This window comes from Paenibacillus motobuensis, assembly GCF_039521865.1.
Lineage (GTDB): Bacteria > Bacillota > Bacilli > Paenibacillales > Paenibacillaceae > Fontibacillus > Fontibacillus motobuensis.
In genome coordinates this window covers 149,316-165,539 of record NZ_BAAACX010000016.1, presented here as the reverse complement: position 1 = coordinate 165,539, position 16,224 = coordinate 149,316, and the positions used below count along the sequence as shown (strand labels likewise).

Below are 16,224 nucleotides of genomic sequence, written 5' to 3'. Positions count from 1 at the left end.
AACTGTAAAGAACTAAAACCCGATAATTACTCTGCTCATTATAGTATATGACCTTTCCTTTTGACAAGAAACCGTAGGCCACTAAGAACAACCGGATCAAAGTTAGATTCTATTCTAGCATCTCAATTGAAATGTGACTACATAAGAGGTAAATTCTATATTTCTAAAGCAAAAACGCACCCCCTCCTGAACCACCGAAGGATGATGCGCTTTCATATTATTTCGTTGCCGACTGTCTATGCCCTGCAGTCGTAGAAGAATGCCGGTACAGATCCTCTGCACCGTCCGTAAGCAGATCGTCGAGCTGCTGCCGCTCAATCCCGAGTACCTGAGCGCATTCCTGCGCGGTAAGGAACCCGCGCCGATATGCGTTAATTACCTTCCTCTTGTCCATAAGCTGACCTCCACGAGATACCTGATCGTTCGTGTTCAAAAGCGTACTTTTTGAACTACCTCTGATACTTCTCATTATCGGACAAGGGCACCAGGAATATACTGCGTGGGATTAAGCTTTTTTGCGGTAGAAGAAAGTCTCGGAAGTCTCCAAATCGTATTGCCCCGGTGAGAAAATCTGCTCGGTGCTTCCGACGAAGAGGGTCCCCCCCGGTCGCAGCGATTGAGCAAATTTATGGTACAGGTCATGCTTCGCCTCTTCGGTAAAGTAGATCATCACATTGCGGCATACAATCAGATCGAAGCCTTCCTCAAAAGAATCGGCTAGCAGATTCTGCTTCTTGAAGGTAACATGCTTCTTCAGACCTTCGTCGAATCGATACATCATGCCGTCCTGGGTAAAGTACCGCTTACTCACATCGGCCGGAACATCCTTGAGCGAGCGTTCCAGGTATAGGCCTTGCGCCGCCTTGGATAACGCCCCTTCATCAATGTCCGTGGCAAGCAGATATGTACTTTGCAGCAGCCCTTGATCGGCGAGGATCATCGCCAAGGTATAAGGCTCTTCCCCGGTTGAACAAGCAGCGCTCCATATTCTCATCCGCGATCTACCGTTGCTGAGCACAGGCAGTACCTTGTCACGGAGAATTTCCCAGCGGTTCGGGTTACGCCAGAATTCGGATACATTGATCGTCATCTTATCCAGAAACTCATAGAACAGAGTTTTGTTCTCCATCATTGCCTTGAAGAAAGAAGTGAAGCTAGAATATCCGTTTTTGTTGCGCAGTGTTGTCAGACGCCGTTTCATTTGCGCCTCTTTGTACTGAGCCAGGTCGATGCCTGTACTTTTCTTTACATTTTGAATGAATCCCACATAATCGGCAGCATCATGATCCGCCGGTTCTGTCTGCAGCGCGTCAAATCCGAGTTTATTCATATCCATGAGTCAATCGTCTTCTGATATCCCAGTAATTCATCCTGCTCGAAGAAGTTAGCGATCTCCCGCTCAGCACTCTCCGGGCTATCAGAGCCATGAATCAAATTAAACGGCGTGTGAGCCGCAAAGTCGCCGCGAATCGTACCTGGAAGCGCCTCTGTTACCTTGGTCTTACCGATAACGAGTCTTGATAAGGCGATTACATCATCGCCTTCCCATACCATAGCGAACACAGGACCGGATGTAATAAAGTCAACCAACTCACCGAAGAAGCTCTTGCCTTCATGCTCGGCATAGTGACGTTTGGCTTGCTCTTCAGTAGCTAGAACCAGCTTACCGGAAACCAATTTGAAACCTTTGTCTTCAAATCTGCTAACAATTCTACCAATGAGTCCGCGCTGTACACCATCCGGTTTTACCATTAAAAAAGTTCGTTCCAAGGCAATCTCCCCCGATTTTACATTGTCATTCTACATGAATTTATTTATAGATAGCGGTTTCATTGGTATTTTATCAGAAAAATGGCCTTCCGTTAAGTAGTATTCAATAGGTGCGTCTGTTAATAAATAAAGCGATTTCCTTCAGATGCGTTCTAGGCTTTATTTCCGGCAAGCCCGCCAAAGCATCCATTGCCTTTTCAATAAAACGATCGGCTAACTGCTCCGCACGGGTAATTCCATTGCTTGAGACGATCATATCGATCGCTTTGGACACGCTGCCGCTTCCATCGCCAGCATGAATTCCACGGATTTCTGCAAGCAGCGGCTCCCGAAGCTTCTCTTCCTGCAAAGCATAGATGACTGGCAAGGTTATGTTACCCTGTCGCATGTCACTACCGGGTGGCTTGCCGATGGTCTTCTCTGTTCCGCACAGATCAAGCAGGTCATCGCGAATTTGAAAAGCCATGCCGACATTATATCCATATTGGTACAGCAGCGAGTGTACCTCTTTCGGAGCCTCTGCAGCAAGCGCACCCAGCTGACAGCTGATTGCGATCAGAAGAGCCGTCTTGCGGCGAATTCTAAGCAAGTAATGGCGCACCGATTGCTCTGTATTGAAAAAGTCACGGATCTGCTCCATCTCGCCAATCGACATCTGCACCATCGCTTTGGCAAGAGTCTGGTGAATCTCCGGATTTTTCAGCTCCGTAGCAATCATCAAAGCTCTAGCGTATATGTAATCGCCGGTATACATTGCAATTCTATTATCCCATTTCGCCTTGACGGTAGGCTTGCCTCTGCGTGTTCCAGCATCGTCAATGACATCGTCATGGACGAGAGAAGCGGAATGGATCAGTTCCAGCGGAACAGCAACATGCTGCAGCTTCTTCAGATCATATTGTCCGAACTTCCCGCCAAGCAGGACAAATACAGGGCGAAGCCGCTTGCCGCCTGCCTTGAGCAAATGAAGGCTCGTCTCACTCAGCAGCTCATCTCCGCCTTCGATACTTTTGTATAGCTGTCGTTCAATAAAATCCATATCCTTTTTCAGCGCGCCGAAAATGTCTATTAGCTTCATTCTTTCACCCGTGTCAGCATATTCTCATTCCATACATTGATACGAACCTTGTGCTCTAGCAGTCCCATCTCATAGGCGTAAGAGAAGTACAAGGCTAATCCGTTCTGCATCTGCTCATTAAAATCATAGCATAAATTATTGAAATAATGACGCCAGTAATCCCGAGTGCCGCCAATTTCATTGCACGCCACTTCAACCAGCGATGACAGATCGCTCAAGCTTCTGCGCTTACTGTCCTGGAAAGCACGGCTCACCTCGGCCAGCAGTTCAGGCCGATTCTCTGCGAACGATTTCTGAACCGCCCATACGGCAAACGTCATTCCATACCCTGTCCATTGTTTCCAGACTTCCCCTAAATCCGTAACGATAAACTCCTGATTGTGCCAGGAGGCCGAAATAGCGTTGTCCCCGATCAGCAGGGCGGCGTCGCTATTCGCCATCATAAGATCCAGATCAGGCTCGCTGTCCCAATAGGTCGGGCTTCCTCCATACGCTTTCTCCATAATGATCTTCAATAAGTTTACCGATGTTGCCGAAGTGTTCGTTAACGCGATAACTCCGTTCCGAATTTGTTCCGGCGGTTTGCGCGAGAAGAGTAATATGGAATTAACCGGACCGTTGGAGCTAACCGACAGATCCGGTAGCAGAACGAACTGTTCCGCACTGTAACCAAAAGCAAAGGAGGAGACCGGCGAAATGTCCAGCGCCCCCTCAAACATCCTACGATTCAGTAAAGATGGTACTTCCGTAACGAGACTTGCCTTCTGCGAAAGGGCATCAGGCTTAAAGTGATGGAACATCGGCCAGCAGTTTGTATATTTGATTTTGCCGATGAGGATGTCGTCATTCTCCCGGTTGTCCATTGTGATCCCCCCACCTCTTAAACAAAGCATGTTCGATTCTTAAATTATCCAGAACCTTCCCTACCAGAAAAGACACTAAATCATCGATGCTGGTAGGACCGAAATAAAACGCTGGCATAGCAGGGATTATCCTTACTCCCAGCCTGGCCAGCTTCAACATATTCTCCAAATGAATGGCATGCAACGGAGTCTCCCTTGGAACAAGCACGAGCGGACGAGCCTCTTTCAGCATGACATCGGCTGCCCGTGCCATCAGGTTATCCGAGGATCCGCTAGCGATCGAAGACAAGGTGCCCATCGAGCAAGGCATCACGATCATCCCTTCTACCAAGTAAGACCCGCTGGCGATCGACGCCCCGATATCATTGATCGGATGATAGACACAATGTCCCTCATAGCCGCCAAAATGTTCTTCAATGAGACGGTTACGGTCGGACACATCCCAGCCAAGCTCCTCTTTGATCACCCTCCAGCCAGCATTGGAGACGACCAGATGCACATCATAGCCAATCCCGAGCAAAGTTTGAATCAGCTTGACCCCATAGATTGACCCGCTTGCTCCCGTGATGCCAACAACCATCGCTTTGCGTCTGTTCAGATTCATCAGCGGCTTTGCACCACCAAATCAACTAGCGTAAAGGTGAAGACGACGATACTCAATACACCGTTCATATTAAAAAATGCAGTCTGCAGACGGCTGAGATCCGTAGGCGACACAATATGATGCTCATAGAACAGAATCAGATAAGCGATAATCATACCGGCGATATACCACCAGCCGAGATTAGCCAAGAATAAGAGCAATACGAAGCCAAGTGCAGTAGCAATATGGAATGCCTTGGCAATTTTGAGTGCGCCTGCAACGCCGAATCTCACCGGAATTGAATGCAAACCTTCCTTAGCATCAAATTCAACATCTTGGCAAGCGTAAATGATATCAAATCCGGCGATCCAGAAGGATATTGTCAGATAGAGGACCATAGCTGAAGCATCGACCTTGCCTGTGACTGCCGCCCAGCCGCCAAGAGGAGCCAAGGCAACGGTAAGCCCAAGCACAACATGGCAGAGCCAAGTGAAGCGCTTCGTGTATGAATAAAATACCAGCATCACGACTGCGATCGGCAGCAGTTTCATAGAGAGGGGCTCCAGCTCTGCTGCGGCCCAGAACAATAATACAAATGAGAAAATAATAAAGGCAATAACCTCGCCGATCTTCAACAGCCCTGCCGGAATGGCGCGCCCCTTAGTGCGCGGGTTCTTGGCATCGCTGACTCGGTCGATCAGGCGGTTCAACCCCATCGCTGCGCTCCGCGCTCCAAACATGGCCATAAGCACCCATCCGATCTGTGCCCAGGTTGGCAACACATGGTTGATAGCTACCGAGCCGAGCAACGCACCCATAAAAGCGAAGGGCAAGGCGAAAATAGTATGTTCAAACTTGATCATCTGCAGAAATGTGATCGTCTTTTTTAGCATTATGGCGACTCCTTGATTCCAATGTGTAGAGCAGCTATGCCGCCGGTAAGAGGATAAGCCTCAACTCGTTCCAATCCTGTCTCACGGAACGCTTCCTTAAGCTCCTCACGACCAGGGAACGAGGCCAGCGAGTCAGGCAGCCACTTGTATTGCTCATATCTCTTCGCAACCATCTTACCTAGTAGCGGAAGCACCTTCTGAAAATAGAAATAATAAATGCCCTTGAACGGCTGCCAGGTCGGCTTGGACAATTCCAAGCATACGACCATACCGCCAGGTTTCACGACGCGGCGCATTTCGCGCAGAACCTGATACAGATCCGGTACATTTCTGAGTCCGAACCCGATCGTTGCGTAATCAAAGCTATTATCCTCGAACGGCAGCCCCATTGCGTCACCCTGTACGAGTGAGATTCGGTCACTGAGACTACGCTCGTTCACTTTCCTCCGTCCGAATTTCAGCATATTCTCGCTGAAGTCGAGCCCGGTAATCTGTCCTCCGCTCGCCTCAGCCATACTGATCGTCCAGTCGCAGGTACCGCAGCACAGATCGATCGCTGTATTTCCCGGCTGCATATTCATCTTCTTCATCGTAAATTTACGCCATGCCTTATGGCGACGGAAGCTTAGAAGATCGTTCATCATATCGTATTTTGGAGCAATGCTCTCGAATACAGAGTGAACGAATTGTTCCTTCGGTCTTGAAGTCACGTTATTCATGTTCAGGGGATCACCTCAGCCTTCCTGCGCCGCTCGGCGCTGTATCGATAGTACGTTCTGAAACGGCTCCAGTACAGAGACGATCTCGGTGCAGAGCTTGTCTCCTCTACACTCCTGAAGCAGCATCTGTACGCGTTCTACGGATTGCTGCAGCAGACCGCTCAATTGCTCCTTCATATTGTATTTAATGAGCATAGAGCCCCATTCGCGTTCTCCGACACTGTGGCAACGCAGCATTTCTTTGTCTTCCGACGTCCCGGATTCCAAAATATGTAAGTAGGCGTAACCGCGTCGCTTCTCCGGTATATTGGAGCTATGCTTCAATTCGTCCATCACAACCTCGCAACGGCTCAATTCTGTAAGCATCAATCTCCATACATTCTGCTTGGACTTATCCAGCAGTCCAGAGAAAGCAAGGAACAGGCTCATCTTCACCTGAGTACTCTCTTTTAGATAATCCTCTGCCGTAAGCAGCATCTGCTTCAGCTTCGTATAGAGCTTGACCTTGAGCGAGTTCGCCTCGCATATCGCCGAGCTCATCGCAGATACCATATCGATCTCTCCTGCCCCTGCCAACAGTGCATAGAATACACTGCTGAAGTAGTCTCCGGCCAACACCTTCAGCTGTCTGGAGCGCATCTTGCTCTCCTTCTGCTCACCGCCGCCAAGATCGATCAGATCGTGCGTATCCATTCCCGTCTGTACAAGAAAAGCCGCTAAAGCGCAGTTCTCTGCCGATTTCTGCGTAGCGCCCTCCCTGTCCGTCAGAAACGTATAAAGCAAACGAACACGGGGTACCGGGAAGTCCGGAAGCTCCGTGTGAGTTGAAATCATGTCATATTCAACATACTTTCTTGCCAGTTCCGTTATGCGATCAAGTCTCATCCTCTGCCTCCGAGCACCTATTACTGGCATCCAAATCGTTAAAAATAGCGATGCCACAATCCTGTATATTATATCATATGTTATTTCCCAGCGCACGAAAGACCTAACTCAATTTACGGACTGCCGCCATAAATTCGTTCTCGTAATATGGAACCATCGCAGCAAATCATCAGACAACTCCTGATCTCCATGATTTCGCAGCATTTCCAGCGCACCCTGAGGCAGCTCATTCTTATGAACATCCGAGGCTAGCAGCAGATATTTTGTGCCCAGCCAGCGATCTTCGGCAACGAAGCGCAGCAGAAGCTGATCGACGTTAGTCGTCCGCTCGAACGCAAATGAGATCAACTCCGCCATCCCAGCATACAACCGACTCTTATCGAATTGATCAGCTGTGACCTTCAAATCCACAGACAGAATCCCTCCATTCAGATCCACCTTGGATATTGGCACAGGAAGTTGCAGTGCAATCAAACCATCTACCAGATTGTCATCGTTCAGCTCTCCTGGCTGGCCAGCAGCAAAGACTGTATGGACCGCCGTATTCTCCAGCAGTCGCCCGTCCAGTTTGGATAGAACCGCTAGAAGGACCACACTCAAGATCGATACGATGAGTAATTGAAGCATCCATTTCCGTCTCATGGGCCTCCCCCTTCTTCTGTAATCAAGAAATCCACAGTCTAATAGAGGTGCTAAAAGTCTGACTTTTTAAACACGTATTTATACTGTCCCTATTTCCATTGTACAAAAGAAAAAAGCAGGCTATGCCTGCATTCACAAAATCACTCTTCCGTATCGATGATCCCATGCTTCGTATATACGACCGCTTTGCCTCTCACCTTCACGGCAGAGGTATGATCAGTAAACTGCGCAATGAGCACTTCACCCTTATCCAGCTTCTCCGTATGATGAAACCGCGTGTCTTTGCCGCGCGTTAAGCCGATGACCGTTACGCCTTGGTCCTTGGCCTTGACGACGAAGTAATCCCCGCTATTTGAGGTTTCATTCTCATCTTGATGACGCTGCTCCATGATCAACCGCTCCTTTTTCTATTTCAGAACATCTCCTAAAAGAAAAGGCCGTGAACTAACGCCCACGGTCCTTCGCAAAAGAAGATATGTAGAAATCTTATTTAATTCCGTCTTTGAGCGCTTTACCCGGTTTGAAAGCGGGGATCTTGCTCGCAGGGATTTCGATTTCCTCTCCGGTTTGCGGATTGCGTCCTTTACGTGCGGAACGCTCACGAACTTCAAAGTTACCAAAGCCAACCAGTTGAACTTTGTCTCCGCTTTGAAGTGCTTCAGAAATGGCTTCGAATACAGCATCAACCGCTTTGGTTGCGTCCTTCTTGGACAATTCTGTGCTCTCAGCTACCTTGGATACCAAATCAGATTTATTCATTACGATTCACCTCCCTATTCTATAAAATACTTTACTCTGATATTCTGTGTTTCCGTTTTGCCGCAGAATATACGTTAAACCGCGTTATTACCCTGTTTATACCTGATAAAAGTTGAATTTTACACTCTTTTCAGCGACGCGGAACAAATTTATAGTAATACAGGAAATCAATATTTTCAAGCTCTTTAACTACAAGAAGCGATGAATAGGTAAAAAGTAACCGCATGCAGCCCATCGGCAGCACACGGTTACTTAGAGGAGGAAACCGGATATTCCATTAATTTGGACCTATGTTCACCTTTGATCACGAAGTAATTCAGGAAGTGACCTCGACATCGAATCTTGAATTCACTCGGGCCTTCAGGTGCTGAAAACTGAACTTTTGAACGTGTTTACGTATTTATAGGATTATTGCGATCAGACCGCCGGAGCCTTCGTTGATAATGCGGCCGAGCGTCTCTTGAAGCTTGTAGCGGGCATTATCCGGCATCATGGCAATTTTGCCCTGAATTCCTTCTCTGACGATCGAATGCAATGAGCGACCAAAAATATCGGATTCCCAAATCTTAATCGGATCGTTCTCGAAGTCCTGCATCAGGTAACGAACGAGCTCCTCACTCTGCTTCTCTGTACCGATAATCGGCGCAAATTCCGATTCTACATCGACCCGGATCATATGAATCGATGGAGCTGTCGCTTTCAAGCGTACGCCGAATCTTGAGCCTTGACGAATCAGTTCCGGCTCGTCGAGAGCCATCTCGGCCAGTGAAGGAGCGGCAATGCCGTAGCCCGTTGTCTTGACCATCTCCAGCGCCTCGGCGAAGCGGTCATACTCTCTCTTCGCATGTGAAAATTCCTGCATCAGCTGAAGGAGATGATCCTTGCCGCGAATCTCAACACCGACAACCTCCATCAAAATACGGTCATATAAGTCATCCGGCGCATAGAGATCAATCTCCGCCACACCTTGCCCCATATTGAGACCACTGAGACCGGCCTTATCGATGAAGTCGTATTCCATAAAATTACTTACGACACGATCCACATCTCGCAGACGGCGGATATCCTTGACCGTATCCCGTACAGAATTCTCGTAATTGCTGCGCAGCCAGTGGTTCTCGTTCAATACCATAACCCAGCTCGGCAGATTGACGTTGACTTCATGAACCGGGAATTCGTACAGTACCTCTCGCAGAACGCCTGTTACGTCTTCCTCAGTCATCGTAGCTGCGCTGAGCGTAATGACTGGAATATCATATTTAGCGGCGAGCTCTCCGCGAAGCTGCTGCGCTTCCTCGCTATTCGGCTTTGTCGAGTTGATTACCAATACGAACGGCTTGCCGACTTCTTTCAATTCCGCTATTACCCGTTCCTCCGAGTCCACATAGGAATAACGCGGAATATCAGCAATCGTCCCGTCCGTCGTAACGACAACGCCCAGCGTGGAATGCTCCTGAATGACTTTGCGTGTGCCGATCTCTGCCGCTTCCTGGAACGGAATCGGTTCTTCGAACCATGGCGTTGAGATCATACGCGGACCATTCTCATCCTCGTAGCCCTTAGCGCCTTCTACCGCGTAACCGACACAGTCTACTAATCTTACATTTACTTCGAGACCTTCAGAGACCTTGATCTGCACCGCATTATTAGGTACAAATTTAGGCTCTGTTGTCATAATCGTCTTCCCGGCTGCACTCTGCGGAAGCTCATCCACAGCGCGGACTCGATCCGCTTCGTTGGTGATGTTCGGAAGTACGACAGTCTCCATAAAACGCTTGATAAATGTTGATTTCCCTGTGCGGACAGCTCCGACAACTCCGAGATAAATGTCGCCTCCAGTTCGTTCGGCAATGTCCTTATAAATGTCTACTTTCTCCAATACCAATGATATCCCCTCCTCAAATTTTGCCGAAGGAAAAATGCTTTGAGAGCATCCGCTTCGTCATTCTCATTCCTTAACGCCTACTGCTATAATAGGAGCGGCAGCTCCTCTTGCCCGTGCCCGCCGCCGCGAACCGCTGTGGAGTGAGACTGAACGAAAGCGGCGTTAACTCGTACATGCATTTGGACTAGTATCATCATATGTACCAGATGCGGATTTATGACGGAATTTCAAGAGAAACCGTTTTTTAATTGAAGCGTTGCAAAACGCCATACAGGCATGATTCCGCCACATAGAATCTATATGATTATATGAGGTTAGTTATGACGAATAAAAAAAGAAGACTGCCAAAAAAACATCCGGCAGTCTTCTTCATATCCTATATTATTTTGCAATGTTAATACTGTTAAACGTTCCGCTATATCCCGGTGGCTATAGCCACAGGCACACCATCCAGCCATCTGTAAGGCAGCGACTTGACAGGAACGTAATAGGAATGATCCGTTAAATATTCTCTAAGATCCTTCTCCTGATCCGCTTTTGCATCAAGCTGGGATTTATCAATCACCTGCATGATATCAAAAGCGTAATCAAGATAGACAACGCCCTCATCATCAACGAGAAATGGTTGCTCCTGTCCCGAGAAAACACTGCTCACCTTATAATTCTGTGCACCGGCCAGCTTCAAATCGACCATGTACAGACCAGGGTAAGCCTCCGGCCCATCCTGGACAGGCGAAGCCCCGTCATGCTTGCTGCGGTAGCTATCGACCATTCGCTGCACATCATTTACCTTCTGTACCGTTAATAGATCCATAACCTTGACTGTAGGATCTACCTCTTCATTTAAGACTAGGAAATATACGCTACCTCCCTGCTCAAATGCCGCACTCGGAATCTCCTCTATATAACCCTTATCATGCATTTGAATCATATCAATACGGTATTTCTCATACCTCGGCGTCTCCGGGCCGGCGGTAATGATCGGCAGTATGCCTGTGTCGGTCTGGAATTGATCAAGCGCCCGTTGAACACGATCGACGCTCTCCCTGTATGATCTTGTATTGGTCTGTTCTTGCCCACCTGGATACATACATCCAGATAATACGGTCAGCAGACATGCAAGCATAACCAGGACCAGAAAAGTCCTGGATTGCAGGCTAACGATATGACGGTTCAAGCGTTTCAACGAGCATCCCCCTTTTTTTATATCTCATCCAGCTTTTGCTGCTCTAATTGCTTTCTAATCGCCGCCTTCAGAGGGTCCTCGGGCAGCTCAACCTCAGCACTGCCGCAAATGATCGCCTGACAAGCCAAGCGGTATCCTTCGTCAAGCAGCGAGCCAAGCTTGCGTCTCTCGGCATCATTAGGAGGCCGTAGCGCATCGGCATGTTTGGGATCAACCTTGACCTTGCACATCAGGCAGGCCGCCTTACCACCACAACGTGTCGCGATATGTACCCTTGCTTCCCGGGCGGCACGCAGAACGCTTGTCCCTGGGCGTACTTTCACTACTTTTTGCGGAGGATTAAATCTTATTTGTGTCTCTCTCATCACCGCTTATCCTCCAATCATTTATGTGCTAGGCTTGATAGTCAGATTCTTGCCATGGCCATGATAGCAGCGGCTGATCCAATAGCTCGGCCATCCTCACAATCTGGTCCTGATTCCATTGATTCCGCTTCAGGAGGACAGCCAGCAGAGGCATATGCTTCTGCGGCTCCCTGCGCATCACAGCTGCAATATTCACATAGCGGTCAGGGCGACCTCTTAGTACGTTGAAGACGAACTCATGGGCAAGAGGCATCAGACTAAGCGACTGCTCTTGTACCTCTGTCAGCACTGCAGATGAGGCCAACACCTCAGCAACCTCCGTCCTATAGAATCCACCTTCCGATCTTACTTCGAATCCCCCGACCAATTCTATCGAATACGAGCCCAGAGAATAATGACTCAGTACAGAGACATAGCGCTCGGTTTGATCGAAATGTGGTTCATCTACCGCAATAGGTTGCAATAATTCATGAATCCGGTGCGCATCATTTAAATCCGCATACACATCAATATCCCGCGGAGCAGCGGGGATCGCTACCCCTTGCAGCAGCAAGCTACTACTTCCCCCCAGCATCCAAACGCCTTCCGCTTCCCGCAATCTTACAGCCAGCTCTGTTAATGCAGGGATCATCCCGGGATACTTATTAATGTCAGACTTGACCCCATCTGTCATGTTATTCCCTCTTTCCTTAGTCTGCCTCAATTCGTCTGTCTATGTAATCGATATAAGCCCCGTCAGGAAACCCGCCAGCATAATGACGAAAGCGGCCAGCGAAAGTATCCCCTTAAGCAGCCCCTTCGTCTTGGTTCTTGCAAACGTAATCAGAAATACGGACAAGCCCATGACGAGAATCGCTGCAATTGACAGCCACATCTTGGTCATTGCATCCAGAACCATATTCATACACTCCTATAAGAGGTTATTCAAAAAGTCTACTTTTAATAAGAATTTAAATTTCCTTCGATTGATATGATGAATATTATAGCATTTCGACTGAAAACAGGCTACGCGATTGAATAAAATAAATAAACAAAAAAGCCCCACAGGAATTTGTATCTCCTGCAGGACCATTCCCGACAGAGCAGCCACAATGATTAATGGAGATCAACTCCAGCTTACTTCTTGATCATCATTTTCATCAGAGCCTGCATATTGCTCGCGTTCATGCCGCTCTTCTTCACTGCGCTGACGATTTCATTTATTGTACTTTCTGTAACGGGCACTTTGGCAGCCGCCGATACCTGCTTGATCAGCTTGCGCAGCTCAGCTTCATTCTGCATTGTGGACGGCTTCACATTGCTAGCCAGCTTCTTGACTGTGCCTTCTGTTATATTTTTACCGCTTTTTTTGTTAATGGCATTAAGAGCATCCTTGGAAAAATTGTTCATTCGTTCGCCTCCTCCGTTGTCCTCTTCCCTATAGTATGAGAACGGAACGAAAAAGGTGAGTGGGCTTCCTGCTCAGATATAAGTATGCCATCTCCACCATCAGCATACTTCCTGCTGACAGCAAACAGTATCTACTTATGCCAAGTTTCCCAGGTCTCGATGGACATCAGTTCCATCTCTGTCTTCTTATCGCGACCCATCAGAGCTTCCACCGCTGTCCTAGGATCGAGACCCTCGAACAGAACCTGATAGAGCTGCTGGGTAATCGGCATCTGTACCTTGTACTTGTCAGAAAGCGTATGGGCAGCTTTCGTTGTGCGAATTCCTTCCACAACCATGCCCATAGAGCTTAACACCGTCTCCAGCTTCTTGCCCTCGCCAAGCATATAACCAGCACGCCAGTTACGGCTATGACGGCTTGTCGCGGTAACGACAAGGTCACCAACTCCCGCTAGCCCGGCAAAAGTAAGTGGATTGGCTCCCATCTCTGCGCCAATTCGAGTAATCTCGGCAAGTCCGCGTGTCAGCAGTGCTGCTTTGGCATTATCGCCAAAGCCTAGACCATCCGACATCCCCGCGCCAAGCGCGATAATGTTCTTCAGTGCTCCTGCCAGCTCTACCCCGACCATGTCGCGATTCGTATAAACGCGGAAATAAGGGTTCATGAACAGATCCTGAGCACGGATAGACTCCGAATCGTCCAAAGCCGCTACGACCACAGTCGTCGGGCAGCGCTTCACGACTTCCTCGGCATGGCTCGGTCCGGAGAGAACGACGATACGCCCTTCCTCGCATTCGAGCTCCTCTGCAATTACCGTGGAGATACGCTTGAGCGATTCAGTTTCAAAACCCTTGGTAGCATGCACCACCAGCATCTCTTCCGTCCAATATGGGCGCATCTGCCGGGTAACTTCACGAATCGCAGCCGAAGGGGCGACGATAACTACGGCCTCAGCCCCGTCCATCGCCTCATGCATGTCCGTCGTAGCGGTCAAATTCGGAGATAGAGTAACCCCTGGCAGGAACCGCCCATTGGTATGGAGACGGTTGATTTCGTCCTTTTGCGACTCATTGCGAGTCCAGATGACAACATTCATCTCCTTATCCGCCAGCACGCTTGCGAGCGCTGTTCCCCAACTTCCCGCTACCAGTACAGCAACCTTCCTAGCCAACGTTACTCCCTCCCTTAGAACCTAGCTTATTCTCTCTGCCCTGCGCAATCTTAACGATATTCGTCCGGTGTCTCCATATGGCAAAGAGACAGATAAGCAAACTAACCCAAAAATAAGGACCAACGCCCTCAATAAAAACAAGAAAGATAGGCGTTAACAAAACAAATAATAATGAGCCAAGCGATACATATCTTGTGAATACGATCGAGAGAATAGCGATAATTCCAGCATATAATGCCGGAAAGAAGAACAGGGATGCCATAACTCCAATTGTCGATGCTATCCCCTTTCCTCCACGAAAACGGAAATAGACCGGCCAATTATGACCGACAATAACCGCAATCCCACATAGTGCAGGCACCCATACAGAACCATCGCCAAGCCAGCGGCCTATCCAGACTGCGGCAATCCCTTTCAGCACGTCAAGCGTTAATACGAGGATCGCCGGCCCTTTACCGAGTACTCGAAGTGTGTTTGTAGCGCCTGCATTACCGCTGCCATGCTGACGAATATCGATTCCCTTGATCCCCTTAGCAATCACAACACTGAAACTGACCGAACCCAGTAAATAAGAAGCAAGAACTGCAATGACGGATAAAATCAACTTGTCGTCCTCTCCTAACCCTCATCAGACTTACGCCGTGTGAACAGACGAATCGGCGTACCTTCAAAATCAAAAGCGGCGCGAATCTTATTCTCCAGATAACGTTCATAGGAGAAGTGCATCAGCTCTGGATCGTTAACAAACACAACGATCGTCGGAGGCTTAACCGCTACCTGAGTCACATAATTAATCCGCAGCCTTCTGCCTTTATCCGTAGGAGGCGGGTTAATGGCCACCGCATCCGAGACGACATCATTAAGCAGATGAGTCTGAATCCGCTTCGTATGTTGATCCGCAACATGCTGAACAACCGGAAGCAGCTTGTGGAGTCTTTGCTTCGTCTTAGCCGACAGAAATACGACAGGAGCATAGGTCATGAACAAGAAATGATCACGTATTTTCTGCTCGAACAGGTGCATTGTCTTATCATCCTTCTCGACGACATCCCACTTGTTCACAACAAATGCAGAAGCTTTGCCTGCTTCATAAGCATAGCCAGCAATGTGCTTATCCTGTTCAATGATTCCCTCTTCCCCATTAATGAGCACAAGTACGACATCCGCACGCTCGATCGCCTTCATCGCACGCATTACGCTATATTTCTCAGTCGTCTCATACACCTTGCCCCGCTTGCGCATACCGGCAGTATCAATCAATACATATTTCTGACCGTCCTTCTCGAACGGAGTATCGACAGCATCACGAGTTGTTCCGGCGATGTCGCTGACAATAACGCGTTCTTCACCTAATATCGCATTGACAAGAGAGGATTTACCAACGTTTGGACGTCCGATCAAAGCAACCCGGATCACATCTTCATCATACTCATCATCCGTCAGCTCTGGCAGATTCTCAACGATGGCATCCAGCAGATCGCCGATTCCAGTGCCATGGCTACCGGATACACCAATGGGCTCACCGAAGCCGAGATTGTAAAATTCATAAATAAAATCCTGACGGCCGATGTTATCAACCTTGTTAACGGCGACAATGACAGGCTTACCACTTCGATAGAGCATGGTGGCTACTTCTTCATCCGCACCAGTTACCCCTGTCTTAGCATCACACATGAACACGATTACATCAGCTTCCTCAATCGCCAGTTCAGCTTGCATCCGAATCAATTTCAGAATCGGTTCTTCATCGCTAAGCTCAATACCACCTGTGTCGATAACGCTGAACGGTACCCCATTCCATTCCGCCGTACCGTAGATTCGGTCCCGTGTAATACCCGGCTTGTCTTCAACAATAGCCAGTCGATCACCAATCAAACGGTTAAAGATTGTAGATTTGCCTACATTCGGCCTACCGACAATGGCCACTACGGGTCTTGCCATAAGCATTCCTCCTAAAATCGTTCAAAATCTATATTCACTTACTTTTGATTATCCCGTAAAAAATACACCTAAATAATCATAGCAAAAAAAAACT

21 protein-coding genes are annotated in these 16,224 nt (G+C 48.4%); all 21 read right to left on the bottom strand.

The window, feature by feature from the left end; genetic code table 11:
* Positions 1–217 precede the first annotated feature (217 nt).
* Positions 218–394 (bottom strand): hypothetical protein, encoded by a 177-nt coding sequence (locus ABD014_RS18675; protein ID WP_343863571.1) that lies wholly within the window; start codon positions 392–394, stop codon positions 218–220.
* Between the two features lie 111 nt (positions 395–505).
* Entirely contained in the window at positions 506–1,330 is an 825-nt protein-coding gene (locus tag ABD014_RS18670; RefSeq protein ID WP_343863749.1) for a CheR family methyltransferase, read from the bottom strand.
* Entirely contained in the window at positions 1,327–1,770 is a 444-nt protein-coding gene (gene ndk, locus ABD014_RS18665) for a nucleoside-diphosphate kinase (RefSeq protein WP_343863569.1), read from the bottom strand. The genes ABD014_RS18670 and ndk overlap by 4 nt, the downstream gene beginning before the upstream one ends.
* Positions 1,771–1,873: 103 nt before the next feature.
* Entirely contained in the window at positions 1,874–2,848 is a 975-nt protein-coding gene (locus ABD014_RS18660; RefSeq protein WP_343863567.1) for a polyprenyl synthetase family protein, read from the bottom strand.
* Entirely contained in the window at positions 2,845–3,711 is an 867-nt protein-coding gene (locus ABD014_RS18655; RefSeq protein ID WP_343863565.1) for a menaquinone biosynthetic enzyme MqnA/MqnD family protein, read from the bottom strand. Before ABD014_RS18655 ends, ABD014_RS18660 begins: the two co-directional genes overlap by 4 nt.
* Complete coding sequence (locus tag ABD014_RS18650) at positions 3,692–4,315, bottom strand: UbiX family flavin prenyltransferase (protein ID WP_343863563.1); 624 nt, start codon at positions 4,313–4,315, stop codon at positions 3,692–3,694. The genes ABD014_RS18655 and ABD014_RS18650 overlap by 20 nt, the downstream gene beginning before the upstream one ends.
* A complete protein-coding gene (locus ABD014_RS18645) occupies positions 4,315–5,187 on the bottom strand; it encodes a UbiA-like polyprenyltransferase (protein ID WP_343863561.1) in 873 nt (290 codons plus the stop codon). Before ABD014_RS18645 ends, ABD014_RS18650 begins: the two co-directional genes overlap by 1 nt.
* Positions 5,187–5,906 carry a demethylmenaquinone methyltransferase gene (locus ABD014_RS18640; protein WP_343863559.1) on the bottom strand — a complete coding sequence of 240 codons (720 nt, stop codon included), beginning with the start codon at positions 5,904–5,906 and terminating at the stop codon, positions 5,187–5,189. Before ABD014_RS18640 ends, ABD014_RS18645 begins: the two co-directional genes overlap by 1 nt.
* Before the next feature lie 15 nt (positions 5,907–5,921).
* Positions 5,922–6,791: a heptaprenyl diphosphate synthase component 1 gene (locus ABD014_RS18635; protein ID WP_343863557.1), complete on the bottom strand. Its 870-nt coding sequence runs from the start codon at positions 6,789–6,791 to the stop codon at positions 5,922–5,924.
* A 108-nt stretch (positions 6,792–6,899) separates the two neighbouring features.
* A complete protein-coding gene (locus tag ABD014_RS18630; protein WP_343863555.1) occupies positions 6,900–7,433 on the bottom strand; it encodes a hypothetical protein in 534 nt (177 codons plus the stop codon).
* Positions 7,434–7,573: 140 nt separating this feature from the next.
* Entirely contained in the window at positions 7,574–7,822 is a 249-nt protein-coding gene (gene mtrB, locus ABD014_RS18625; protein WP_343863553.1) for a trp RNA-binding attenuation protein MtrB, read from the bottom strand.
* Between the two features lie 97 nt (positions 7,823–7,919).
* On the bottom strand, positions 7,920–8,192 hold the full coding sequence (locus ABD014_RS18620) for an HU family DNA-binding protein (protein WP_068781750.1): 273 nt from the start codon (positions 8,190–8,192) through the stop codon (positions 7,920–7,922).
* 400 nt (positions 8,193–8,592) lie between these two features.
* Positions 8,593–10,071 carry a stage IV sporulation protein A gene (gene spoIVA, locus ABD014_RS18615; RefSeq protein ID WP_251413195.1) on the bottom strand — a complete coding sequence of 493 codons (1,479 nt, stop codon included), beginning with the start codon at positions 10,069–10,071 and terminating at the stop codon, positions 8,593–8,595.
* 421 nt (positions 10,072–10,492) lie between these two features.
* Positions 10,493–11,263: a DUF3939 domain-containing protein gene (locus ABD014_RS18610; RefSeq protein ID WP_343863549.1), complete on the bottom strand. Its 771-nt coding sequence runs from the start codon at positions 11,261–11,263 to the stop codon at positions 10,493–10,495.
* Positions 11,264–11,280: 17 nt separating this feature from the next.
* Positions 11,281–11,628 carry a 2Fe-2S iron-sulfur cluster-binding protein gene (locus ABD014_RS18605; RefSeq protein ID WP_343863546.1) on the bottom strand — a complete coding sequence of 116 codons (348 nt, stop codon included), beginning with the start codon at positions 11,626–11,628 and terminating at the stop codon, positions 11,281–11,283.
* Between the two features lie 28 nt (positions 11,629–11,656).
* Positions 11,657–12,301: a nucleotidyltransferase family protein gene (locus ABD014_RS18600; protein ID WP_343863544.1), complete on the bottom strand. Its 645-nt coding sequence runs from the start codon at positions 12,299–12,301 to the stop codon at positions 11,657–11,659.
* 39 nt (positions 12,302–12,340) lie between these two features.
* Entirely contained in the window at positions 12,341–12,520 is a 180-nt protein-coding gene (locus tag ABD014_RS18595) for a DUF2768 family protein (RefSeq protein ID WP_343863747.1), read from the bottom strand.
* A gap of 224 nt (positions 12,521–12,744) precedes the next feature.
* Complete coding sequence (locus ABD014_RS18590; protein ID WP_068781752.1) at positions 12,745–13,017, bottom strand: stage VI sporulation protein F; 273 nt, start codon at positions 13,015–13,017, stop codon at positions 12,745–12,747.
* Between the two features lie 131 nt (positions 13,018–13,148).
* On the bottom strand, positions 13,149–14,189 hold the full coding sequence (locus tag ABD014_RS18585) for an NAD(P)H-dependent glycerol-3-phosphate dehydrogenase (protein ID WP_343863540.1): 1,041 nt from the start codon (positions 14,187–14,189) through the stop codon (positions 13,149–13,151).
* Positions 14,182–14,793 carry a glycerol-3-phosphate 1-O-acyltransferase PlsY gene (plsY, locus tag ABD014_RS18580; protein ID WP_343863538.1) on the bottom strand — a complete coding sequence of 204 codons (612 nt, stop codon included), beginning with the start codon at positions 14,791–14,793 and terminating at the stop codon, positions 14,182–14,184. Before plsY ends, ABD014_RS18585 begins: the two co-directional genes overlap by 8 nt.
* A gap of 14 nt (positions 14,794–14,807) precedes the next feature.
* Positions 14,808–16,130 carry a ribosome biogenesis GTPase Der gene (der, locus tag ABD014_RS18575; RefSeq protein WP_343863536.1) on the bottom strand — a complete coding sequence of 441 codons (1,323 nt, stop codon included), beginning with the start codon at positions 16,128–16,130 and terminating at the stop codon, positions 14,808–14,810.
* Between the last annotated feature and the right edge of the window lie 94 nt (positions 16,131–16,224).